General features: G+C 66.6%; 23 protein-coding genes and 1 pseudogene. 6 read left to right on the top strand and 18 right to left on the bottom strand.

Annotated elements, in window-relative coordinates; genetic code table 11:
• Positions 1-6: 6 nt before the first annotated feature.
• Positions 7-387, top strand: coding sequence for an Mth938-like domain-containing protein (locus KHN93_RS09030; RefSeq protein ID WP_039520793.1), 381 nt, complete (start codon positions 7-9; stop codon positions 385-387).
• Between the two features lie 200 nt (positions 388-587).
• Here KHN93_RS09030 and KHN93_RS09025 read toward each other — a convergent pair whose 3' ends face one another.
• From KHN93_RS09025 to surE, 4 genes are read right to left on the bottom strand one after another with little or no spacing between them, the layout of a single operon-like run.
• Positions 588-1,364, bottom strand: a complete 777-nt coding sequence (locus tag KHN93_RS09025; RefSeq protein ID WP_047125523.1) for a peptidoglycan DD-metalloendopeptidase family protein — start codon at positions 1,362-1,364, stop codon at positions 588-590.
• Positions 1,361-1,975, bottom strand: coding sequence for a YqaA family protein (locus tag KHN93_RS09020; protein ID WP_039515957.1), 615 nt, complete (start codon positions 1,973-1,975; stop codon positions 1,361-1,363). The genes KHN93_RS09025 and KHN93_RS09020 overlap by 4 nt, the downstream gene beginning before the upstream one ends.
• 18 nt (positions 1,976-1,993) lie before the next feature.
• On the bottom strand, positions 1,994-2,671 hold the full coding sequence (locus KHN93_RS09015) for a protein-L-isoaspartate(D-aspartate) O-methyltransferase (RefSeq protein ID WP_016904010.1): 678 nt from the start codon (positions 2,669-2,671) through the stop codon (positions 1,994-1,996).
• The gene (gene surE, locus KHN93_RS09010; protein ID WP_024939572.1) at positions 2,668-3,447 is read right to left on the bottom strand and encodes a 5'/3'-nucleotidase SurE; all 780 of its coding nucleotides are present in this window, start codon (positions 3,445-3,447) and stop codon (positions 2,668-2,670) included. The genes KHN93_RS09015 and surE overlap by 4 nt, the downstream gene beginning before the upstream one ends.
• A gap of 99 nt (positions 3,448-3,546) precedes the next feature.
• On the opposite strand from surE, the gene KHN93_RS09005 reads away from it, so the two are divergent.
• Positions 3,547-4,086 carry a Smr/MutS family protein gene (locus KHN93_RS09005; RefSeq protein ID WP_039520788.1) on the top strand — a complete coding sequence of 180 codons (540 nt, stop codon included), beginning with the start codon at positions 3,547-3,549 and terminating at the stop codon, positions 4,084-4,086.
• Positions 4,087-4,222: 136 nt separating this feature from the next.
• On the opposite strand, the gene truD is transcribed toward KHN93_RS09005, so the two are convergent.
• From truD to KHN93_RS08960, 9 genes and pseudogenes are all read right to left on the bottom strand, one after another.
• On the bottom strand, positions 4,223-5,332 hold the full coding sequence (truD, locus tag KHN93_RS09000) for a tRNA pseudouridine(13) synthase TruD (protein ID WP_212579421.1): 1,110 nt from the start codon (positions 5,330-5,332) through the stop codon (positions 4,223-4,225).
• Positions 5,333-5,579: 247 nt separating this feature from the next.
• Positions 5,580-6,071, bottom strand: a complete 492-nt coding sequence (gene ispF, locus KHN93_RS08995) for a 2-C-methyl-D-erythritol 2,4-cyclodiphosphate synthase (protein ID WP_039515953.1) — start codon at positions 6,069-6,071, stop codon at positions 5,580-5,582.
• 122 nt (positions 6,072-6,193) lie between these two features.
• Positions 6,194-6,887 (bottom strand): annotated as a pseudogene (ispD, locus tag KHN93_RS08990) (2-C-methyl-D-erythritol 4-phosphate cytidylyltransferase); the annotation flags it as partial.
• Entirely contained in the window at positions 6,884-7,240 is a 357-nt protein-coding gene (gene ftsB, locus KHN93_RS08985) for a cell division protein FtsB (RefSeq protein WP_212579419.1), read from the bottom strand. The pseudogene ispD and the gene ftsB, both read right to left, overlap by 4 nt.
• A 3-nt stretch (positions 7,241-7,243) precedes the next feature.
• A complete protein-coding gene (eno, locus tag KHN93_RS08980) occupies positions 7,244-8,536 on the bottom strand; it encodes a phosphopyruvate hydratase (protein ID WP_212579418.1) in 1,293 nt (430 codons plus the stop codon).
• Between the two features lie 123 nt (positions 8,537-8,659).
• Entirely contained in the window at positions 8,660-9,022 is a 363-nt protein-coding gene (locus KHN93_RS08975) for a hypothetical protein (RefSeq protein ID WP_244812224.1), read from the bottom strand.
• Positions 9,019-9,849 (bottom strand): 3-deoxy-8-phosphooctulonate synthase, encoded by an 831-nt coding sequence (kdsA, locus tag KHN93_RS08970; protein WP_006453321.1) that lies wholly within the window; start codon positions 9,847-9,849, stop codon positions 9,019-9,021. The genes KHN93_RS08975 and kdsA overlap by 4 nt, the downstream gene beginning before the upstream one ends.
• A 203-nt stretch (positions 9,850-10,052) precedes the next feature.
• Positions 10,053-11,717, bottom strand: coding sequence for a CTP synthase (gene pyrG, locus KHN93_RS08965; protein ID WP_104559226.1), 1,665 nt, complete (start codon positions 11,715-11,717; stop codon positions 10,053-10,055).
• 176 nt (positions 11,718-11,893) lie between these two features.
• A complete protein-coding gene (locus KHN93_RS08960; protein WP_166768296.1) occupies positions 11,894-12,142 on the bottom strand; it encodes a hypothetical protein in 249 nt (82 codons plus the stop codon).
• A gap of 162 nt (positions 12,143-12,304) precedes the next feature.
• On the opposite strand from KHN93_RS08960, the gene parE reads away from it, so the two are divergent.
• The gene (gene parE / locus KHN93_RS08955) at positions 12,305-14,194 is read left to right on the top strand and encodes a DNA topoisomerase IV subunit B (protein WP_024939562.1); all 1,890 of its coding nucleotides are present in this window, start codon (positions 12,305-12,307) and stop codon (positions 14,192-14,194) included.
• 468 nt (positions 14,195-14,662) lie between these two features.
• Positions 14,663-16,165, top strand: a complete 1,503-nt coding sequence (locus KHN93_RS08950) for a S10 family peptidase (protein ID WP_212579417.1) — start codon at positions 14,663-14,665, stop codon at positions 16,163-16,165.
• 273 nt (positions 16,166-16,438) lie between these two features.
• Here the strand turns inward: KHN93_RS08950 and KHN93_RS08945 are convergent, their stop codons facing one another.
• From KHN93_RS08945 to KHN93_RS08935, 3 genes are all read right to left on the bottom strand, one after another.
• Positions 16,439-17,200, bottom strand: a complete 762-nt coding sequence (locus tag KHN93_RS08945; protein WP_005914990.1) for a YdcF family protein — start codon at positions 17,198-17,200, stop codon at positions 16,439-16,441.
• Positions 17,201-17,321: 121 nt separating this feature from the next.
• Positions 17,322-18,449 carry an inorganic phosphate transporter gene (locus KHN93_RS08940; protein ID WP_047128560.1) on the bottom strand — a complete coding sequence of 376 codons (1,128 nt, stop codon included), beginning with the start codon at positions 18,447-18,449 and terminating at the stop codon, positions 17,322-17,324.
• A 9-nt stretch (positions 18,450-18,458) separates the two neighbouring features.
• Positions 18,459-19,085 carry a DUF47 domain-containing protein gene (locus KHN93_RS08935; RefSeq protein WP_016902066.1) on the bottom strand — a complete coding sequence of 209 codons (627 nt, stop codon included), beginning with the start codon at positions 19,083-19,085 and terminating at the stop codon, positions 18,459-18,461.
• Positions 19,086-19,359: 274 nt separating this feature from the next.
• Between KHN93_RS08935 and KHN93_RS08930 the strand changes: the two genes are divergently transcribed.
• On the top strand, positions 19,360-20,700 hold the full coding sequence (locus tag KHN93_RS08930; RefSeq protein WP_016902067.1) for a hemolysin family protein: 1,341 nt from the start codon (positions 19,360-19,362) through the stop codon (positions 20,698-20,700).
• Complete coding sequence (locus KHN93_RS08925) at positions 20,684-21,355, top strand: exopolysaccharide biosynthesis protein (RefSeq protein ID WP_024939558.1); 672 nt, start codon at positions 20,684-20,686, stop codon at positions 21,353-21,355. The genes KHN93_RS08930 and KHN93_RS08925 overlap by 17 nt, the downstream gene beginning before the upstream one ends.
• 31 nt (positions 21,356-21,386) lie before the next feature.
• Here the strand turns inward: KHN93_RS08925 and KHN93_RS08920 are convergent, their stop codons facing one another.
• Both KHN93_RS08920 and KHN93_RS08915 read right to left on the bottom strand, forming a co-directional pair.
• Positions 21,387-21,887, bottom strand: a complete 501-nt coding sequence (locus tag KHN93_RS08920; protein WP_016902069.1) for a pyridoxamine 5'-phosphate oxidase family protein — start codon at positions 21,885-21,887, stop codon at positions 21,387-21,389.
• A 60-nt stretch (positions 21,888-21,947) separates the two neighbouring features.
• A complete protein-coding gene (locus KHN93_RS08915; RefSeq protein ID WP_016902070.1) occupies positions 21,948-22,949 on the bottom strand; it encodes an LLM class flavin-dependent oxidoreductase in 1,002 nt (333 codons plus the stop codon).
• Between the last annotated feature and the right edge of the window lie 186 nt (positions 22,950-23,135).

Genomic DNA, 23,135 nt, shown 5'->3' with positions numbered 1-23,135 from the left:
TTCGACATGCCTTTAAGCCAGGAACACCCCGACTACACCTATGCGCTGCGCGCGGCCGATGGCCGCCACGCCAAGGTCAACGACCAGATTCTGCAGCGCAGCTTCATCCTGATGCCCGACGAGCTGGTGGAAGGCTGGCCGGTGTCGAGCCTGGAACAACTCCAGGTCGCGCATATGGACGCGGTGCTGGCGCTCGCCCCGGCGGTGATCCTGCTCGGCACCGGCGAGCGGCAGCAGTTCCCGAAGACCGACGTCCTGGCAGCCTGCCTGACCCGCGGCATCGGCCTGGAAGCGATGACCAATGCGGCCGCGGCGCGCACCTACAACGTGCTGGCCAGCGAAGGCCGCCGGGTGGCACTGGCGATGATTCTGGAAGGCCGGGATTAGGGAGTCGGGAATCGGGAATCGGGAATCGGGAATCGGGAATCGGGAATCGGGAATCGGGAATCGGGAAAGCAGGCCGGGCTGAAGTTTCTCTGTCAAACAATAATTTGACAAAGCCCAAGATGCCGTGCCTCTGCAGGGCGTCGCACGCGGCCCACCGATAAAGCTCCAGCCCAAGGCTGTTGCGACTCCCTATTCCCTATTCACTTTTTAGGCAGATACAGCAACGGATCCACCGGCTTGCCGTTATAGCGGATCTCGAAGTGCAGCATGTCGCGGGCGGCGCCGCTGCGGCCCATCTCCGCGATCTGCTGGCCGGCCTTGACGCTTTGGCCTTCGTTGAGCAGGCGCTTGCGGTTGTGTCCATAGGCGGACAGCCACTGGTCGTTGTGCTTGATGATGATCAGCTCGCCGTAGCCGACCAGGCCGGCGCCGGAGTACACCACCACACCGTCGGCCGCGGCACGCACCGCCTGCCCGCTGGCGCCGGCGATGTCCACGCCCTGCTTCGTGGTCTCGCCGCTGACGAAGGTGCCGACCACCACGCCGTCGGCCGGCCAGCGCCACGGAAATCCGCTGCTGACCGGTGCTGCGATCGGGGCACTCGGGCGCGGCGGAACCACCGTGCCTGCGCTGGAGGCGCTGCCGCCCGGCCTGCTGGCTCCGGGCGGATAGAGCTTGAGGGTCTGGCCGGGATAGATGGTGTTGGGTGAGGACAGGCCATTCCAGGCCGCCAGATCCGGCGCGGTGATGTTGGTGCGGCGCGAGATGGCGTACAGCGTGTCGCCGCGCTGCACGGTGACGGTCGCACCCGGGCGCGGCACCGACGGACGCGGCGTCGCGGACGGACGCGCGGACGCCGAACCACCGCCGGCTCCGGGCGAACGCACCACCGTGGCGCTGCTGCAGGCGCCCAGCCCGACGGCGACTGCGAGCAGGACTGCTGTCTTACGTACCGAATTCATCTGCAACTTGCTCATCCGTTGGTTGTCTTCCACACCAGCCAGCCTGCTCCCACCGCCAGAACGGCCATGGCCACCCAGCCCAGCGGCTCGATCCAGCGATGCAACGCGGCCTCGGCACGCGCCCCACCCAGCCGGATCGCGCCGGCCACCAGATACACGCGCTTGCCGCGCCCAACCAGCATGCTGGCAATGAAGGGCAGGATCGGCACGCCGACCACGCCCGAGGCCCAGGTAAAGATCTTCAACGGGATCGGGGTGAAGCCCACCAGCACCAGCGCCCAGAAGGCCTTCCACGGCGAATCGGCGACCAGCGTGCGCAGCGTCTCGATCTGCGCCTGGATCTTCGCGCTCCAGCCCAGCCATTCGATCAGCGGCTGCAATGCGGCGAAGGCGAAATGGCCGAGCAGGTAACCTACCAGCGCACCGCAGACCGAGCCGATCAGGCTCAAGGTGGCGAACCACAACGCACGCTTGGGTTCGGCCAGCGACATCGGTGCCAGCATCACCTCCGGCGGCACCGGGAAGATGAAACCCTCCACGAAACTGAGGCCGGTCAGCAGCGCCGGAGCGCGGCGATTGCGCGACCAACGAATGGCCACGTCGTACAACGGCCCGAAGATCTTCATCGAGAAACTCTCATGGATTCAATCCAGCATGCCCGACAACAGCGGGACGAACGTGACCGGCGCCAGAACCTGCTGCTCGATCGCGCCGTCGGCAGCGCGCGTGAGTTGCACCAGTGACTGCGACGAGGCACCACCGACCGGGGCCACCAGCCGCCCGCCGACCGCCAGCTGATCGACCAACGCATCGACCAGCGCCGGGGCGGCCGCGGTGACCACGATGGCATCGTAGGGGCCGTGTTCGGGCCAGCCGATGCGGCCGTCGTCGTGCTTGCTGCGCACGTTCATGCCCAGGTGCCGGAAGCGCTTGCGCGCCTGTCGCAGCAGGTCGCCGATGCGCTCGACCGTGTACACCTCCAGCCCCAGCGCGGCGAGGATCGCGCCCTGGTAGCCGGAGCCGGTGCCCACTTCGAGCACTTTGGTCGGGCCGACCTGCAGCACCGCCTCGGTCATGCGCGCGACCACCCAGGGCTGCGAGATGGTCTGGCCGTGGCCGATCGGCAAGGCGGTGTCTTCGTAGGCACGCGAGGCCAGCGCTTCGTCGATGAACAGATGGCGCGGCACGGTGCGCACCGCGTTGAGCGTCGCTTCGTCCTGGATGCCGGCCTCGCGCAGGCGCTCGACCAGCCGGTCGCGCACGCGTTGCGAGGTCATGCCGATCCCGACCGATTCCGGTTGCAGCCGCAGCCTCGGCGTCATGCCGGCGTATCCAGCGCGGCGGTCAGGCCGCCCACCCAGCCGGCCACCGTCTCCAGCGCCTGATAGCGGGTCAGGTCGACATGGATCGGGGTGATCGAGATATGCCCGGTGCGCACGGCATGGAAGTCGGTGCCGGCGCCGGCGTCCTGCTCCGGCCCGGCCGGGCCGATCCAGTACACGGTGCGGCCGCGCGGGTCGCGCTGCGGCACGCAGGGCTCGGACCGGTGGCGGTTGCCCAGCCGGGTGACCTCGAAACCGAGCACCTCCGACCAGGCCAGGTCCGGCACGTTGACGTTGAGGATGGTATCGGCGGGCAACGGGTCGGACTTCAGCCGTGCCACGATCTCCACCGCGGCGCGCGCGGCGGTTTCGTAGTGATGCGCTTCGTGATTGTGCGTCACCAGCGAGACCGCCACCGCCGGCAGGCCGAGGAAACGGCCTTCCATCGCGGCGGACACGGTGCCCGAATAGATCACGTCGTCGCCGAGATTGGCCGAGTTGTTGATGCCGGAGACCACGATGTCCGGGTCGTAATCGAGCATGCCGGTCAACGCCAGATGCACGCAGTCGGTGGGCGTGCCGGCAACCGCGCAGGTCTGCGCGTCGATGCGGCGGGTGCGGATCGGCACATCCAGCGTCAGCGAATTGCTGGCGCCGGAGCGGTCGCGGTCGGGCGCGACCACCATCACTTCATGACCGGCATGGCGCAGCGCCTCGGCCAAAATCTGGATGCCGGGGGCGTCGACACCGTCGTCGTTGCTAACCAGTACGCGCATGGGACTCCTCGGAAAACCGGGTCATGATACCGGATGCGTCCGCGCCCTTCGCGCTTGATCTTCGCTTGCACCTGGGGTTGGGCAGGTTAGGCTGTGGGCATGTCGCATCCTGAAGACGAAGACGACGGCGCGCTGTTCCGCGCAGCGATCGGCGCGGTCAAGCCGATTCGTGAAGTCGCCCCACCGGCCAATGCCAAGCCGCGCCCCAAGCCGCGCGCGCGCATGGCCGAGCGCGACGATGCGGAAGCGCACACCGAATTCGCGCGTCTGCTGCGCGACAGTGCGCCGTTGGAGGCGGGCGATACCGCCAGCTACCGGCGCGAGAATCTTCCCACCCGATTGTTTCAGCGGCTCAAGCGCGGTCAATTCTCGATCCAGGACGAACTGGACCTGCATGGCGCCACCGCCGCGCAGGCCGAATCCCTGCTGCGGCAGTTCCTGCTGGAAGCGCATGCGCACGAGCATGGCTGCGTGCGCATCATCCACGGCAAGGGGCTGCAGTCGGACAATGGCGCGCCGGTGTTGAAAAACCTGATGGATCGCCTGCTGCGTCAGCGCAACGATGTGCTGGCGTTTCATTCCGCGCCGGCCACGCAAGGTGGCACCGGGGCGCTGCTGGTGTTGCTGGCGCGGCGTTAGCGCCGATTGGGCGACGGGTCGCTGGTGCAGGCATGCGCTTGCGCAAAGGACGCGTTGATGGGGGAGGCCTGTCGCGGCCAGGTCCGCTCCTACGCGGTGACGTGCTTGCCGGGTAGCCAACGACAACCGAGCAGGCCTAGGCGTCGGAACGCAGGCCGGCGTTGAGACGGCCGGCGTCGCTGACTTCGCCCAGCTCCCACAGCACCGCGGTGGCGTAGCAGCCCGGCGGCAGTGCGAATTCGATCTGCAGGCTGTCCGCATCCAGCCAGCGATACGCCAGTTGTTGCGGACGCAAGCGCAGTGCGCGGCGCTCCTGCTTCAAGCCCGCGGCCTCCAGACCTTGTCGCAGCACCTCCGATTGCGGGTCGGACAGCGCGCCCTGCTCCACCGCCGCGGCCTGCCCGGTCGAACGCAGTTCGCCGGCGCCCCACAACGGCCCGCTGGGATGGATGTCGAAGCGCGCCAGGCGCTCTGCCAGTACATCGGTGAACGGCTCGGGGCCGAACACGCTGCGCGAGCCATCCAGCATCCACGCCTCGCCATCCAGCGCGGCGTCCCAGCTACCCTGCTCCACGCGTGCGGTGAGCAACCGATTGAACAACGCCGAGCGCGCCGCCGACAGCAGCATCGAGCGTTGATCGTTGCGCAGCCGCCGCCGGGATGCCGGCGCCGCTGACAAGGTGCAGTCGGCATTGGACACATAACCGAACATCGCCAGCGCGGAGGCCACGTTGCCGCCGTCGCGGCCGAAACGCTGTTCGCCAAACCAGTTCGGGATACCGCGCGCGGCGATTGCCTGCAGGCGCTGTTCGATCGCCGCGTGCTCGCCCTGCACCTGGCGCAACGTCAACACGAAACGATTGCCCAGCAGTGCGCCGCGTTGCAGCTTGCGGTTGTGCCAGGTGCTGGCGATGACCTGCATCTCATCGTCGTCGAGCGCGGCGAGCTCCGGCGCGATGCGCTTGGGCAGATGCACGCTGAAGCGCTGCGTGGTCACCGCATGGCGGTCCTTCAGCCCGGCGTAGCTGACGCCCATCTCGGCGATCCCGGCCCACTGCGCGAGTTTTTTCGCGATATAGGCGGTGTTCTGCCCACGCTTGCGGATGGTGAGCAACAGGTGCTCGCCCTCGCCGGTGGGCTCGAAGGCCGGCAGCTCATCGACCTGAAAATCGTCGGGCGTGCTGCGCATTGCCGCGCCGAGGACCGCAGCGCCATGCGCGCGCGGCAGAACAGAGGTGTCGCTCATGCTGTGATTTACCTTCGCGCCGACAGGTCGTGCGCTATGTGCCGAATGCCTCGGCGCGGTGGTGTCGCGGTGCGACGCCAAGACGAGCCCGGCGCAGGTAACCGCGATCTGGAGCGGCTGGAACAGCTGGCCGGCAGTGGCCGGATGCGTGGACGGCAGGCTCAGCACTGCAGGGTATGCGGGATGATCGCCATGCCCGGCACCGTCCATGCCACCGACGGTGCGCGCAGGCGTTTGTCAGTCGCGGTCAGCCGGCGATCTTGCCGAGCAAGACCGCCGCTTGGGCAGCAATGCCCTCGCTGCGACCGGTGAAGCCGAGCTTTTCGCTGGTGGTGGCCTTGACGCTGACCGCATCGAGTTCGATCGCCAGCAGGCCGGCGATGCGTTCGCGCATCGCCAGCGCATGCGGGCCGATCTTGGGACGCTCGCAGATCACGGTGACATCGGCATTGCCGACGCGCCAGCCACGCTCGCGCAGCAAGTGATCGCAATGCTGCAGGAACTGCGCGCTGTCGGCGTCCTTCCAGCGCGCGTCGGACGGCGGAAAGTGCTGACCGATATCGCCCAGCGCCAGCGCGCCCAGCATCGCATCGCACAGCGCGTGCAACACCACGTCGCCATCGCTGTGCGCGAGCACGCCATGGCTGTGCGCGACGCGCACGCCGCCCAGCATCACGTGGTCGCCCGCACCGAACGCGTGCACGTCGTAGCCCTGACCGATTCGAAAATTGAAAGACATGGTAATCCGTGGTGATTAGGGAGCGTCGGCGTCGTGGTGCGCGCCAGCGGACGGCGCATCGGCGTGGCCAACGACCACCCCGGCGCGCGGACCGGCTGCAGGCGACTGGGCATCCACCGCCACGCCGCGGCGCGCCAGTTCGAATTCAAAGCGCGCCAGATCCGTCGGCGTGGTCACCTTGAAGTTGTCTTCGGCACCTTCCACCAGCAACGGGCGCAATCCCAGCCGCTCCATCGCCATCGCCTCGTCGGTTACGTCCACGCCAGCGGCCGACGCTTCGGTGAGGCCGCGGATCAGTTGATGGCGACGGAACAGCTGCGGGGTCAACGCGCGCCACAGCCGCTCGCGTGGCTCGGTGGCATCGATGCCGCCATCGTCGCCGGCTCGCTTGAGCGTGTCGCGCACCGGCGCAGCCAGGATCGCGCCGACCGGATCGCCGCGGCCGATTTCCAGCAGACGCTCCAGATCGGCCAAGGCGAGATTGGGCCGCGCGGCGTCGTGCACCAGCACAAAGTCATCGGCCCGCACGCTCTCCGGCAGGGCCAGCAATCCGGCCAGCACCGATGCCGCACGTGTCCCGCCGCCGACGCAGGTCAGCACCGGCTTGTCCTGCACCGAAGTCCAGCCTGGCCAATCCGCATCATCGGGCGCGATGGCCACCACGATGCCGGCCACCACCGGATGCGCGGCAAGCGCCGCCAGCGTGTAGGCCATCAGCGGTTGCCCGGCAGCAGGCAGATACTGTTTGGGGGTCTGCCCACCAAAGCGCGTGCCGCGCCCGGCGGCCGGCACGATCGCCCAGATCGAACCGGTCATGGCTGTTCCGCCGGAGCGTCACGCTCGACGGGCGCAGCGGACGGCGCGGCCACTGCGGGCGGCAGCGGTGGTGCATCCTCGACCACGCGATAGAACGTCTCGCCCGGTTTGATCATGCCCAGTTCGCTGCGCGCGCGTTCCTCGATTGCCGCCTCGCCGTCCTTCAAATCCTTCACCTCTGCTGCCAACGCCTGGTTGCGTTGGCGCAGACCTTCGTTGTCCTGTGTCTGATGCGCGACCTGGGCTTCCAGCATCATCACTTCACCGGAATTCCCAGGCCCGAACCAGAAGCGGTACTGCAGCCAAGCCAGCAGCACCGCCAGCACCAGCAGTAGCCAGCGCCAGTTGCGCACGGCTTAGCGCTTGAGCGAAACGAACGCGTCGCGGCCGGCGTAACGCGCGCCGGAGCCCAGCGCCTGCTCGATGCGCAGCAACTGGTTGTACTTGGCGACGCGGTCGCTGCGGCACAGCGAGCCGGTCTTGATCTGCGTGGCGGTGGTGGCCACGGCGATGTCGGCGATGGTGGTGTCTTCGGTTTCGCCCGAGCGGTGCGAGACGATCGAGGCATAGTTGGCCGCATGCGCCATCGCAATGGCTTCCAGCGTCTCGGTCAGCGTGCCGATCTGGTTGACCTTGATCAGGATCGCGTTGGCAGTGCCCGAGTCGATGCCCTGCTTGAAGATCTTCGGGTTGGTGACGAACAGATCGTCGCCGACCAGCTGCACCTTCTTGCCGACGCGGTCGGTGAGCAGCTTCCAGCCGGCCCAGTCGTCCTCGGCCAGGCCGTCTTCGATGCTGATGATCGGGTACTGCGCGACCCAGTCGGCCAGGAAGTCGACGAACTGCTCGCTGGTCAGGCGCTTGTTTTCGCCGACCAGGTTGTACTTGCCGTTGTCGTAGAACTCGCTGGAGGCCACGTCCAGGCCCAGCAGCACGTCTTCGCCGGCGGTATAGCCGGCCTTGCCGATCGCCTCGAGGATGGTGTCCAGCGCTTCGACATTGCTGCGGAAGTCCGGCGCAAAGCCGCCTTCGTCGCCCACTGCCGTGCTCAGGCCGTGGCCCTTTAGCACCGACTTGAGCGCGTGGAAGATTTCGGTGCCGGCACGCAGCGCTTCGGAGAACGAGCTGCAGCCGACCGGCAGCACCATGAACTCCTGGAAGTCGACGTTGTTGTCGGCATGCGCGCCGCCGTTGATGATGTTCATCATCGGCACCGGCAGTGCCACGTCGGACTCGGTGATGGTGGACAGGTACTGCCACAGCGGCTGCTTACGCGAGGCGGCCACGGCATGCGCGGCGGCCAGCGACACACCCAGCAGCGCGTTCGCGCCCAGGCGGCCCTTGTTCTCGGTGCCGTCCAGGTCGATCAGGCGGCGGTCCAGACCCTGCTGGTCGGCCGCGTCGAAGCCCTTGAGCGTCTCGGCGATGGTGCCGTTGACGTTCTGCACCGCATGCAGCACGCCCTTGCCCAGGTAGCGGGTCTTGTCGCCATCGCGCAGTTCCACCGCTTCCTTGGTACCGGTCGAGGCGCCCGAGGGCACGGCAGCGCGGCCGAACGAGCCGTCGTCCAGCGAGACTTCGGCCTCCAGCGTGGGGTTGCCGCGGGAGTCGAGGATTTCGCGGGCGAGGATCTTGGCGATAGTGGTCATAGGTCGATCGGTTACCAGTAAGGGGGAAGTACACCGGAAACAAGCTGCGGGATTATCGCCGCACACCGGCACATTGCCAAATCGCGTGAAGCTGCCGCACGCAACAGGCCGGCAAGCATGCCGCTAGGCCATCAAGCCCAGCAGCGGTAAACCAGACAGCAGCAGCAAGACCGACAGCGACACCAACGCAACGATCGCTGCGCCGGATTGGCGAGCCAGCCGCAACGCCAGCGGACCGGCGATCAGGCAACTTGTGATCGCCACGGCGGCCAGCAGCAGCGTGACCAGCTTTGGCACCCGCGTGGCCTGCATGGCATGGTCGCCGTCGCCCGGCATGCCGATGCTGGCAGCGACCAGAAACACCATCGCGGCCATACACGCCCACGCGGCGATCGATGCGACCAGCGCGATCCAGCCCCAGGGCCAGTGGCGCCACTGCCGACGCTGGCGCTGCGACGCGGCCAGCGCCCATGGATCGGAACTCATGCGAAGCGCGCGAACCCGTGCTTCTTGGTGACGGCATCCAGTTCCATCAGGGTCTCGAGCAGCTCTTCCATGCGGTCCAGCGGCCAGGCGTTGGGGCCGTCCGACAAGGCCTTGGACGGATCCGGATGGGTTTCGGCAAACAGGCCGGAAATGCCCACCGCCACCGCCGCGCGCGCCAGCACCGGCACGAACTCGCGCTGGCCACCGGAACTGCTGCCCTGCCCGCCCGGCAACTGCACCGAATGGGTGGCATCGAACACCACCGGGCAGCCGGTGTCGCGCATGACGCTCAGCGAGCGCATGTCGCTGACCAGATTGTTGTAGCCGAACGAGGCGCCACGCTCGCAGACCATGATCTGCTCGTTGCCGGTCGACTTGGCCTTGTCGACCACCGGCTTCATGTCCCACGGCGCCAGGAACTGGCCCTTCTTGATGTTGACCGGCTTGCCGGCGGCGCAGACGTTCTTGATGAAATCGGTCTGGCGTACCAGGAAGGCCGGGGTCTGCAGCACATCGACGACGGCGGCGACCTCGTTCATCGGGGTGTATTCGTGCACGTCAGTCAGCACCGGCACGCCGATCTGCTGCTTTACCGCAGCCAGCACCTTCAGGCCCTCTTCCAGGCCCGGGCCGCGAAAGCTGGTGCCGGAGGTGCGGTTGGCCTTGTCGAAGCTCGACTTGAAGATGAAGTTGATCCCCAGCTTGCCGGTGATTTCCTTCAGCTTGCCGGCCACGTCGAGCTGCAGCTGCATCGACTCGATCACGCAGGGGCCGGCGATCAAGAACAACGGCTGATCCAGGCCAACGTCAAAGTCACACAGTTTCATCAGGTCACCTATTGATTAAAGCCCCTCTCCCGTCGGGAGAGGAGTTGGTGTGCGGGTACGGTTGCGAAGCGCTGCTGACGTGCGATGGTTTGCCCTGGCTGACGCGTGGCAACGCGTCCGTCATGGCTGGCAACTTCCGGTGCGTTGCGGCGCCGCTCATCCGGCGCTGCGCGCCAGCTTCTCCCGACGGGAGAAGGAGCGGTTCAGGCACGCGCTTCCTTCAGCAGTTTTCCGCCCGCCTTCTTCTCGCGCGCAGCGCGCACGAAGCCGATGAACAGCGGATGCCCGTCGCGCGGGGTGGACAGGAATTCCGGATGTGCCTGGCAGGCCAGGAACCACGGGTGCGCATCGCGCGGCAGCTCCACCATCTCCACCAGCGTGTCGTCCATCGACTTGCCGGAGATCACCAGGCCGGCGTCTTCCAGTTGGGTGCGGTAGCGGTTGTTGAACTCGTAGCGGTGGCGGTGACGCTCGGCGACCACATCCTTGCCGTACACCTCGCGCGCCAGCGTGCCCGGCTTGAGCCGCTGCTCCTGCAGACCCAGCCGCATGGTGCCGCCCAGGTCGGACTTCTCGTCGCGCTTTTCCACTTCGCCGGTGGCGGTGCGCCATTCGGTGATCAGGCCGATCACCGGGTGCGGCGACTGGCGATCGTTCTCGGTGCTGTTGGCTGCGTCCAGATCGGCCACGTGGCGGGCATAGTCCACCACCGCCGCCTGCATGCCGTAGCAGATGCCGAAGTACGGCACCTTGTGCTCGCGCGCATACTTGGAGGTGAGCACCTTGCCTTCGAAACCACGGTCGCCGAAGCCGCCCGGCACCAGGATGCCGTCGATATCCTGCAGCGCAGCCATGTCGCTGCCCTCCAGATCCTGCGCTTCCAGCCACTTCAGGTTGACCTTGGTGCGCTGGCGCAGACCGCCGTGACGCAGCGCTTCGGCCACCGACTTGTAGGCGTCCTGGTGGTCGACGTACTTGCCGACCACCGCAATGGTGACCTCGTCCAGCGGGTGCTTGACCGCATCCACCACCGCAGCCCATTCGGACAGGTCGGGCGCAGCCACCTTGTCGCGCAGCTTGAACTGATCGATGACCAGTTCGTCCAGGCCCTGGCGACGCAGCTCCAGCGGCATGCCGTACAGCACATCGATATCGGGGCAGCTGATCACCGCGCGCTCGGAGACGTTGGTGAACAACGCGATCTTGCGGCGCTCCGAATCCGGTACCGGCTGCTCGGAACGGCACAGCAGCACGTCCGGCTGGATACCGATCGAGCGCAGCTCCTTGACCGAATGCTGGGTCGGCTTGGTCTTCAACTCACCGGCGGCGGCGATGTACGGCACCAGGGTGAGGTGCATGAACATGGCCTTTTCGGCGCCACGCTCGGTGCGCACCTGGCGGATCGCTTCCAGGAACGGCAGCGACTCGATATCGCCAACGGTGCCGCCGATCTCGATCAGCGCCACGTCGAACCCGGCGGTGGCCTCGTCGATGCAACGGCGGATCTCGTCGGTGATGTGCGGGATCACCTGCACGGTGGCGCCCAGGTAATCGCCGCGACGCTCCTTGCGGATCACGTTCTCGTAGATCCGACCGGTGGTGACCGAGTTCTTGCGCGACAGCCGCGTGCGCACGTAGCGCTCGTAGTGACCCAGATCCAGGTCGGTCTCGGCGCCGTCGTCGGTGACGTAGACCTCGCCATGCTGGAACGGGCTCATCGTGCCCGGGTCCACATTGATGTACGGGTCCAGCTTCATCATCGTGACCTTCAGGCCACGCGCTTCCAGAATGGAGGCAAGCGAAGCGGCGGCAATGCCCTTGCCTAGCGAGGACACTACGCCGCCGGTAACAAAAATCAGGGGGGTCATGGGGCTTGAAGCCTCCCGGAAAGCCATAGTTTAGCGGGTGACGGGCGAATGCCCAAGGGTTGCGTGACGATCATGTCGTCACAGCGGCGAAAAACGCGCTGCGCCTGGCGCGCAAATGCAGACGCCCCGACCAAGGCCGGGGCGTCCGTGTGGCGTTGTGCCGTCGCGCGATGAAATCAGCGCGCCGGCTTTTCTTCTTCCTCTTCCTCGCGCGTGGCGGCGTCGGCCTTGGGCTTGTGTGCCGCAGCAGCGGCGCGGCGCTCGGCCTTGCGCTCGGCTTCGGTCTTGGCCTTGGCGTCGTCGGCCTTCTGCGCGCTGGCGCCGGTGCCCTGACCGGTCTGCTGAGGAGCGGCCTGGGCCATGGCAGGAAGCGCGGCCACTGCGGCAGCACCGAGGGTGAGCATCAGGATGTGCTTGAACTTCATGGTGTCCTCCGGGTTCGGTGACATCCTCAGGTGGGGACGTTTGGTTCCGAATCCAACGCCAGGGTATCCAGCCGCACCCCGCCCTGCACTGAACGCCTGTCGCGTGCAAAAAATCGGCCCAACCCCCACACTTGCGCGTCGTTTCACGTGCCAACGAGATGCATGAACACCCGTTATAACGCCGCCGATATTGAAGTGCTGTCGGGCCTGGACCCGGTCAAACGCCGCCCTGGCATGTATACCGACACTGCGCGCCCGAACCATCTGGCGCAGGAAGTGATCGACAACTCGGTCGACGAGGCGCTGGCCGGTCACGCCAGGCAGGTCGAAGTGACCCTGTACAAGGACGGCAGCTGCGAGGTGTCCGACGACGGTCGCGGCATGCCGGTGGACATGCACCCGGAAGAAAAGATTCCCGGTGTCGAGCTGATCCTGACCCGGCTGCATGCCGGCGGCAAGTTCAGCAACCGCAACTACACCTTCTCCGGCGGCCTGCACGGCGTGGGCGTGAGCGTGGTCAATGCGCTGTCGACCAAGGTCGAGCTGTTCATCAAGCGCGAAGGCAGCGAGCACCGCATGGAGTTCCGCGACGGCCACGCCGCCTCCAAGCTGGAAGTGGTCGGCACCGTCGGCAAGAAGAATACCGGCACGCGGCTGCGCTTCTGGGCCGATCCGAAGTATTTCGACACGCCCAAGTTCAACGTGCGCGCGTTGCGTCATCTGCTGCGCGCCAAGGCGGTGCTGTGCCCGGGCCTGACCGTGAAGCTGCATGACGAGGCCACCGGCGAGCAGGACAGCTGGTACTTCGAGAACGGCCTGCGCGACTACCTCAAGGGCGAGATGGCCGAGCACGAAATGCTGCCGGCCGACCTGTTCGTGGGCAGCCTGAAGAAGGACACCGAGATCGTCGACTGGGCTGCGGCCTGGGTGCCGGAAGGCGAGCTGGTGCAGGAAAGCTACGTCAACCTGATCCCGACCGCGCAGCACGGCACCCACGTCAACGGCCTGCGTTCGGGCCTGACCGATGCGCTGCGCGAGTTCTGCGACTTCCGCAACCTGCTGCCGCGCGGCGTCAAGCTGGCGCCGGAAGACGTGTGGGACCGGGTCACCTTCGTGCTCAGCCTGAAGATGACCGACCCGCAGTTCTCCGGGCAGACCAAGGAACGCCTGTCCTCGCGCCAGGCCGCCGGCTTCATCGAAGGCGCCGCGCACGATGCCTTCAGCCTGTATCTGAATCAGAACGTGGAGATCGGCGAGAAGATCGCGCAGATCGCCATCGACCGCGCCAGTGCGCGCCTGAAGACCGAAAAGCAGATCGTCCGCAAGAAGGTCACCCAGGGTCCGGCCCTGCCCGGCAAGCTGGCCGACTGCATCAGCCAGGATCTGTCGCGCACCGAACTGTTCCTGGTCGAGGGCGACTCGGCCGGCGGCTCGGCCAAGCAGGCCCGCGACAAGGACTTCCAGGCGATCCTGCCGCTGCGCGGCAAGATCCTCAACACCTGGGAAGTGGCATCGGGCAGCGTGCTGGCCTCCGAGGAAGTGCACAACCTGGCGATCGCGATCGGCTGCGACCCGGGCAAGGACGACATCACCGGGCTGCGTTACGGCAAGGTAGTGATCCTGGCCGATGCGGACTCCGACGGCCTGCATATCGCCACCTTGCTGACCGCGCTGTTCCTGCAGCATTTCCCGGCGCTGGTCGCGGCCGGCCACGTGTTCGTGGCGATGCCGCCGCTGTTCCGCGTGGACGTGGGCAAGCAGGTGTTCTACGCGCTGGACGAGGAGGAAAAGACCACGCTGCTGGACAAGATCGCGCGCGAGAAGCTCAAGGGCCAGGTCAGCGTCACCCGCTTCAAGGGCCTGGGCGAGATGAATCCGCAACAGCTGCGCGAATCGACCATCCACCCGGATACGCGTCGCCTGGTGCAGCTGACCATCGACGATGGCGAACAGACCCGCTCGCTGATGGACATGCTGCTGGCGAAGAAGCGCGCCGGCGATCGCAAGCAGTGGCTGGAGACCAAGGGCGATCTGGCATCGCTGGAGGTTTGAATTCGCTGAAAACCTGAAGACACCAAGCAGCGGAAGCTTCGCCCCGCATCGGGGCGAGAAGGCACTGCTTGCGCAGGTATCTTCGAGCGCCCGCGCTGCCAGCCCGGGCCGGGGGTGCGAAGCGGAAGTTGGAGTGAGGGTGAAGCCGATGATTCACTGTGGTGGCGCGTGGCGACGCGCTTGCCATCGCAGGCAGTGATATCCCTCTGAGGCGCCCCTCATCCGCCCCTGCGGGGCACCTTCTCCCGAGGGGAGAAGGAAGTGTTACCGGTTTTCTTTTCAGTCGACGCGGATTTCAGCGGACTGCGCAGACCCCACCCTTTGGCTCAGACGACTGCCTGCAGCGGCACATGCTGCTCCAAGCCAGGCAGGCCACGTCGGCCAACGCGACACACATGCCTTTGTGCACAGCCATCGGACGCCATCGGCGGCCTAGCATCGTCGCTCCCTGCCGAATCTCCGATGCTCATGCCCTCCCTTCTCCGTGCCAGCCTGCTGGCCTGCGTCCTGCTCAGCGGGAACGCGCTGGCCGATGCGCCCGACAACAACGCTGCAAAAACCGACACCAAGTCCGATGCCGCCGCCGCCAAGCCCGCGCCACTGCCGGCCGATGCCAGCGTGCGGCAAAGCACCCGCGTGGGCGGGCGCACGCTGAGTTACACCGCAACCGTCGGCACGCTGCCGGTGCGCGATGCGCAGGGCAAGACCACCGGCGAGGTGGTGTTCACCGCCTATACCGTCGATGGCAAGGACCGCCCGGTGACCTTCGCGCTGAATGGCGGGCCCGGTGCGTCGTCGGTGTATCTGAACATGGGCGCGATCGGACCCAAGGTGGTGGGTTTCGGCGCCGAAGGCGACAGCGCCTCCGCGCCGGCGGCGTTGCGCGATAACCCCGGCACCTGGCTGGACTTCACCGACCTGGTGTTCATCGACCCGGTCGGCACCGGCTTCAGCCGCGCCCTGATCGGCGACGACGAGGCCAAGAAGCAGTTCTACAACCCGCAGGCCGACGTGGAATATCTCTCGCGCGTGGTCTACGACTGGCTGCTGAAGAACCGCCGCCTGCAGGCACGCAAGTACCTGGTCGGCGAAAGTTATGGCGGCTTCCGCGGCCCGCGCATCACGCAGTACCTGCAGACCCGGCTGGGCGTGGCGATGAACGGCGTGGTGCTGGTGTCGCCGTATCTCAATCCCACCCTGGACGACAACAGCGATGTGTCGCCGCTGGCCTGGATGATGACGCTGCCCTCGATCGCCGCTGCACACCTGGAACGCCAGGGCCAGCTCAGCGACACGGCGATGCGCCAGGTGATCGATTACACCCGCGGCGACTACGCGGTGGCGCTGATGAGGGGCCGCACCGACCCGCAGGCGACCGAGGCGATGCTGCAGCAGGTCACCCGCATGACCGGGCTGGACGCGACCTATGTGCGTCGCTCCGGCGGACGCCTGGAAACCCAGGCCTACCTGCGCGAGGTGTTCCGCGACAAGGGCGAGCTGAGCAGCCGCTACGACTCCAACGTGACCGCGTTCGACCCCTTCCCCAACGATCCGGAGCAGCGCGCCAACGCCCCGCTGCTGGACAGCATCATCGCGCCGACCACCACCGCGATGGTGGACTTCGTCACCCGTGTGGTCGGCTGGAAGGTCGATGCGCGTTATCAGGCGCTCAAGTACGACGTCAACAAGCTATGGGACTGGAACGACGAACTGCGCAAGGGCGCGGTCACCCAACTGCGCCAGTCGGTGGCGATCGACCCCAAGCTGCGCGTGTTGATCGCGCATGGCTGGAACGACCTCTCCTGCCCGTTCATGGGCTCGGTGCTGACGGTGGACCAGATGCCGACCATGGGCAGCGACCCCAAGCGCGTGCAGGTACGCGAATATCCCGGCGGCCACATGTTCTACAACCGCACCGATAGCCAGGCCGCATTCCGCAACGACGTCAAGACGATGTACGAAACCCGATGAGCATCACCATCGCCGGCCGCACACGCGGCGGGCGATGCATCACGCCAGCCGCAACTACCAGCCGCAACTAAATGCGCAACCGGCTGCGCTGCCACCAAGCAGCGCAATCACCCTCCCGACCGCCGCGCACACGCATTGCACCCGTTAATCCGGAGCGGCAAGCGCTGTCGGACGCTAATCAGCCGCACATATCAGGCAGCGCACCAGCTGCTACGAATCCCGAATCCCGAATCCCGAATTCCCATTCCCGATTCCCGAATCCCGATTCCCCATTCACAACGCCCCAGCCCGAACAGCCTCCACATTCCACCCCAGCCACTCGTAAACCCGATAGCGCGCAATGCCCAGGTACTCGTGCAAGGCGACATCGGCCACGGTGAAGTTGTAGCTCTGCGGCAACCACGCCCAGGACGCGGTCAACCAGTCCGAGCGCACCGGCGTGGCATCGATGCCGAAGTGGCGGAAGTACAGCTCGGCACGCCGCAGATGCGTGGCCGAGGACACCAGCACCACCCGCTCGGGGCGGTACTGGCGCAGCAAGGGCTGGCTGAACTGCGCGTTCTGCCAGGTGTTCATGCTGGACGGCTCCATGATCAGGTCGGCCTGGGCGATGCCCAGCCCGATCAGCACCTTTCGATACACCACCGCCTCGGACAGGCCCAGCCCGCGCGCGTCGCCGCCGCTGATCTCGATCTTGCAGTCGCCGCCATGCGCACGGCACTGCCGGTACAGCCGCGCCGACTCGACGATGCGGCCGTAGGCGAACATGTTGGCCTCGGCGGTGGCGTCGGGACCATCCGGCCGCACCGTGCCCGCGCCCAGCAGCACGATCATGTTGCGCGCGCGCCAGTCGTTGAAATCGTTGACGCCGGTCTGCTGCAGCCCGTGCAGCATCCAGCTCGCCAACGGGCCGCAGCCCACCAGCAGCAGCAACGCCAATGTGGCCGCTGCCAGCGCACGCGCACTGCGCAGCCAGCGCCGGCGGCCGATCAGCCAGGACAGCAAGAACAGCACGCACACCAGCGCAAGCATCATCGGCGCGTTTCCTCAGGCAGGACGCGTTGGCACATCAGGGTCGAATGGAACGGCCTGCAACAGGGCACGCCGCGGTTGGCGCGCATGCTCGCCCACCGAGGTGACCACAGCGCGACATCGCTCAGGTCCAGCCGAACCATTCGAAGCAGCGCAGGATCAGATACGCCACTCCGCCGGCGGCCGGGATGGTCAGAATCCAGGCCCAGACGATGCGCTCGATCACGCCCAGCCGCAGCGAGCGCGGGTTCTTGGCAAAGCCCACACCCATGATCGCGGTGGAAATGCTGTGCGTGGTGGACACCGGCATGCCGAAGTGCGCGGCCACGGTCAGCACGGTGGCCGAGCTGGTTTCTGCGGCAAAACCGTGGATGGGATGCAGCTTGACCATCTTGTGGCCGAGCGTCTTGATGATCTTCCAGCCGCCCGAGGCGGTGCCGGCGGCCATCACCACTGCACAGGTCAGCACGATCCACATCGGAATGCCGGCACCCGCGGCCAGGCCGGTGCCCGGATGCAGGAACGACAGCCAGCTCGGCAGATCGTCCAGCGCACCGGCCGACTGCGCGCCAATCAGGGTCATCGCGATGATGCCCATGGTCTTCTGCGCGTCGTTATGGCCGTGGGCATAGCCCATATAGGCGGCCGAGGCGATCTGCGCCTTGCCGAAGAAGGCATTGACCCAGCGCGGACGCGCCAGCCGCCCGATCGGCCCGCCCAGCCGGGCCATGCCGGCGATGATCGCCCACAGCAACAGCATCACCACGATGCCGAGCAGGAAGCCGGCGATCGGCGAGGTGATCATCGGCACGAACACCTTCCACAACAGGCCCTTGTTCTTGGCCCAGTTACCGATGTTTTCCGACCAGATCAAGGCGTTCCAGTTGTTGTGCGCGGCGGCAAGGCCGGCGCCGCACAGCCCGCCGATCAAGGCGTGCGAGGACGACGACGGCAGACCCTTCCACCAGGTGATCAGGTTCCAGATGATGCCGCCCAGCAGCGCACACAGGATCACCTGCGGGGTGACTTCGACCACGTCGGTGTTGAGCAGGCCGGAGGCGATCGTCAATGCCACCGCGGTGCCGGTGAGCGCGCCGATCAGGTTCATGCCGGCGGCCAGCATCACCGCCCAGCCCGGCGACAGCACCTTGGTGGCGACCACGGTGGCGATGGAGTTGGCGGTGTCGTGGAAGCCGTTGATGAACTCGAACACCAACGCCGCCAGGATCACCACCAGAACTAGGGTAAGCACGCGGCGACCTCAGCTGTTCTTCAACACGATCTGGTACACCACCACCCCTGCCTCGCGGCAACGGTCGATGGCCTTTTCCAGAATCTCGAAGAATTCCTTGAGCAGGAACATCTGCAGCGTGTCCAGGCGGCCGGAATAGATGTCGCGGTACAGCTCGAGCATCAGCCGGTCGGCCTCGTTTTCCAGCATGCGCAGCTTGTCGTTGAGCGCGGTCATGCGATCGATGTTCATCTGCGGCAGGTCGGCCACCATCTCCACCACCACCGCGGCGGCCTGTTCCAGCATCGCCGCGCGCGGGGCGAAGTCGATGTGCTCCAGATGCTTGGTGGCCAGCGAGTAGCGGTCGGCGAACTTCTCGACCTGCTTGGGAATCTTGTACAGGGCCGAGCCCAGCGCTTCGATGTCCTCGCGCTCGATCGGGGTCATGAAGCTGTCCACCAGCGCCTGGCCGATCTTGTCCGAGGCGGCGCGTTCGCGCAGGCGAGCCAGCTTGAAGGCGTCCAGCGCGGGTTGGCGGTCGGACGTGCGCATCATGGCGTGCAAGGCCTTGGTGCTGTCGTAGGCGGCCTGCGCCGCTTCGTTCAGAAGCGCATAGAACTGCTTGCCGGAGCCGAAGATGGTCTGCAACGAGAACATGGGTGGAAAACTTCCTGCCGTCGAGGGAGAGACGGACGCCAAGCGCGAATTATGACCGTTCCATGACCTGTCTGGGTATCTCGGCGGCGCAGGCGGCCTTCACATCGGCATTTCCCGGCTCGAACCACCCTGTGGTTTGCTAACATGCTCCCGCGCCCTCGGGTGCACCCTATGGAAGACGACCCTATATTCCCCCGTTGCCGCCCCGCCCCTGTGCGCGCCGGCCAACCCAGTGCTCGCCCGCCCTCCCCTTCACTGACCGGGGAAGACGCCCGTGGTTGAGTTTCTGATCGTCATCGCGCTGATCCTGCTGAACGGCTTCTTCGCGATGTCGGAAATGTCCTTGATGACCTCGCGCAAGAGCCGGCTGAAGCAGATGGCCGGCTCCAGCAAGCGCGCCGCCCGCGCCCTGGCGCTGGCCGAAAGCCCGGAAAACTTCCTGTCCACGGTACAGATCGGCATCACCCTGATCGGCATCCTCACCGGCGTGTTCGGTGGCGAGGCGATCGGCGAGGCCATCAGCAGCTGGCTGCAGGGGCTGTTCCCGGCGCTGTCGGCCTCGTTCGAGCTGGTCGGCAAGCCGCGCCCGTACTCGGTGGTGATCGGCAGCACGTTGGCGGTGGCCCTGATCACCTTCCTGACGCTGATCTTCGGCGAGCTGGTGCCCAAGCGGCTGGCGCTGCGCAACTCCGAGGACATCGCCGGGGTGGTGGCGGTGCCGATGGCCTGGCTGGCAAAGATCGCCGCGCCCGGCGTGTGGGTGTTGGCGCGCTCGACCCGGCTGGTGCTGCGCATGCTCGGCATGGGCAAGGACGAATCGGCATCGGTGACCGAAGAGGAGATCCGCATGCTGGTGGCCGAAAGCCACGAGGCCGGCGTGATCGATGCGCACGAGCGCGACATGATGAACCGCGTGATGCGGCTGGGCGACCGCACCGCCGACAGCCTGATGACGCCGCGCAACCGCATCGCCTGGCTGGATGCCAATGCCGAGCCGGAACGCAATCTGCTGGTGATGCGCGAACACGAATTCTCGCGTTACCCGGTCTACCGCGGCAGCGACCAGGACATCGCCGGCGTGCTGGAGGTCAAGTCGCTGGTCACGCGCATGGATGGACACGGCGCGCAGCTGTTCCAGGCGCTGCGCGACACCTTGTTCGTGTCCGAATCCACGCATGCGATGAAGCTGCTGGAGATCTTCCGCGAAGAGCAGCAGTCGATGGCGCTGGTGGTGGACGAATACGGCGAAATCCGCGGGCTGGTGACCATCAGCGACCTGATGGGCGCAGTGGTGGGCCGCCTGCAGGCGGTGGAAAACACCGACGAGGACGCGCTGGTGGTCACGCGCGCCGACGGCTCGCTGCTGATCGACGGCTCGTTGCCGGTGGAGGAACTGCGCGAAGTGCTGGGCGCCGAACTGCCGGAGGCCGACGAAGGCGACTACCACACGCTCGCCGGCCTGTGCATCTACTACTTCGGGCGCATTCCGCAGGCGGGCGAATTCTTCGATTGGGCCGGCTGGCGCATCGAGATCGTCGATCTGGATGGCGCACGCGTGGACAAGCTGCTGCTGAGCCGCGTCAGCGACGAGGGCAGCGATGACATCGTCGGATAACCGCGTACCGCCTTCGGACGGAGCGGACGACGCGCAGATGCGCTATCGCAACGAAGGCATCCGCAGCCTGCTGGCGGCCTTCAGCGAGGGCGATCCGGAGCATGTGCTGCGGGTGCGCGAGATCCTGGCCGATCTGCAGCAGAGCGCGTTCGGGGTGTTCCTGTTCCTGGCGATCCTGCCGTCGTTCATTCCGATTCCCGGCGTGGCCGGCGGCATCAGTGGCCCGCTGACGGTATTGATCGGGCTGCAGATGATGTGCTGCCTGCGCAAGCCATGGGTGCCGCGTTTCATCGGCGATCGCGGGCCGCGCCGCAGCACCAGCCAGCGTTTCGTCGCGCGGCTTGCGCCGACGCTGCAACGCCTGGACCGGCTGCTCAAGCCGCGCCTGCACGGCATGCTGGACCGGATGCCGGCGCAGATGTTCACCGGCGTGCTGCTGGTGCTGGTCGGCATCCTGCTGACGCTGCCGATTCCGTTCACCAACTACATCTTCGGACTGATCCTGCTGCTGTTTGCGCTGGCCCTGCTCGAGCGCGACGGCGCATTGCTGCTGGTGGGCTGGGCCGCTGCGCTGATCTCGGTGGCGGTGTTCGGCGTCACCTCGGACCAGTTGCTGGACCTGATCCGCGGTTGGTGGCCGGCCGCCTGGCGCTGAGCGCGCGACGGCCGGTGCACCTGGAGCGCAGCTACTTCAGATCGACCACGCGGTTGTCCGACAGGCTGCCGGTATCGTCGGTCACGGCCGTCATCACGAAGTACAGCGCCTTGCCCAGCAGCCCGCTCGGGCCATCCCAGTACTCGGCCGATTCGGCGCGCACATGGATCAGGCGCAGGTTGGGGTCGTCCTTGCCACCGGGGAAGAACACCTTCATCGCCGGCGACCACAGCTGCTCGATCTTGGCGCGGTCATCGACCACGCGTGCGGTACCGGCGACCGATACGTAGCTGTTCTTCGAGGCCGAGGCGTAGGCCACGTTGACGCGCGGATCTGCGGCGATTTCAGCCACCTTCGGGCTGTCGGCGGCGGTGGCGAACCACAGGTCGCCATCGAATTCGACTTCCTGCGTCCCCAACGGCCGGCTCACCAACTTGCCGTCGGCCGACACGGTCGTGAACATCGCGATGTCCACGCCGCGGATCAATTCCGCCAACTGCTTGATGCTCTCGCTGCGTTCCTGAAATTGCATGCTGGTGTTCCCAATGGAGGTGCATGCATCTGAGCGGATCGCCGCGCAAAGCGACGTGAATCACGCAGGAGTCACGTCCAGCTCGCGGCAGGCCATGGCGGCGATTTCGAACGAACGCAAACGCGCAGCATGGTCGTAGATGTTGGCGGTGAACAGCAGTTCGTCCGGGGTGTGGCGCTCGATGAACTCGGCCACGCCCTGCGCGATCTGCTCGGCATCGCCCAGCACCGTGCACGCCAACGCTCGCTCCACGCCGGCACGCTCGTGCGGCTGCCAGAAGCTGTCGATGTCGTCGATCGGCGCGGGAATCTTGCCCGGCTTGCCGCGACGCAGGTTGACGAAGCTCTGCTGCTGGGTGGTGAACAGGCGGCGTGCCTGCGCTTCGGTCTCTGCAGCCACCACATTCAAGGCCAGCATCACATGCGGCTTGGCCAACTGCGCGGACGGACGGAACTCGCGGCGGTAGATCGCCACCGCCTCGTCCATCGCGTCGGGCGCGAAATGCGAGGCGAACGCGAACGACAAGCCCATCGCCGCGGCCAGCCGCGCACTGAACAGGCTGGAACCCAGCAGCCACACCGGCACGTCGAGACCGCCCCCCGGCACTGCCTGCACCAGCTGCCCCGGCACCACCGGCGCGAAGTAGCGCAGCAGCTCGGCCACGTCCTGCGGGAAATGGTCGGCGCTGTCGAAATAGCGGCGCAGGGCGCGCGCGGTCGGCTGGTCGGTGCCGGGCGCGCGGCCCAGGCCCAGGTCGATGCGCTGCGGATACAGCGAGGCCAGCGTGCCAAACTGTTCGGCCACCTGCAGCGGCGCATGGTTGGGCAGCATGATGCCGCCGGCGCCGACGCGGATGGTCTTGGTGCCACCGGCGACATGGCCGATCAGCACCGCGGTGGCGGCGCTGGCGATGCCCGGCATGTTGTGGTGCTCGGCCAGCCAGTAACGCTGGTAGCCCCAGCGCTCGGCGTGCTGGGCCAGATCGAGCATGTTGGCGAAGGCATGGGTGGTGTCGCTGCCTTCGCAGACCGGCGCCAGGTCGAGCACGGAAATGGGCGTCATCGGATGACTCCGGGGAATGAGTGATGTGTAAAAGATGGGGCTGGCCAGGCGGCTTTGCCACCTGCCCAGGTGGCGCTGGGGGGATTACAGCATTCCAGTGGTCAAACAACGGGAGGACCTGCAGCTGGCCACTGTCCCGCTCCGTGCCCAGGCCCAGGCCCGCGCCTCGCTGGACGGGTGCTGCAA

Origin of the sequence: Xanthomonas arboricola pv. juglandis (assembly GCF_905367715.1) — a bacterium.
Taxonomy (GTDB): Bacteria; Pseudomonadota; Gammaproteobacteria; order Xanthomonadales; family Xanthomonadaceae; genus Xanthomonas; species Xanthomonas arboricola.
Note: the sequence above shows the minus strand (reverse complement) of the source record. Positions and strands in the feature narration are given on the sequence as shown.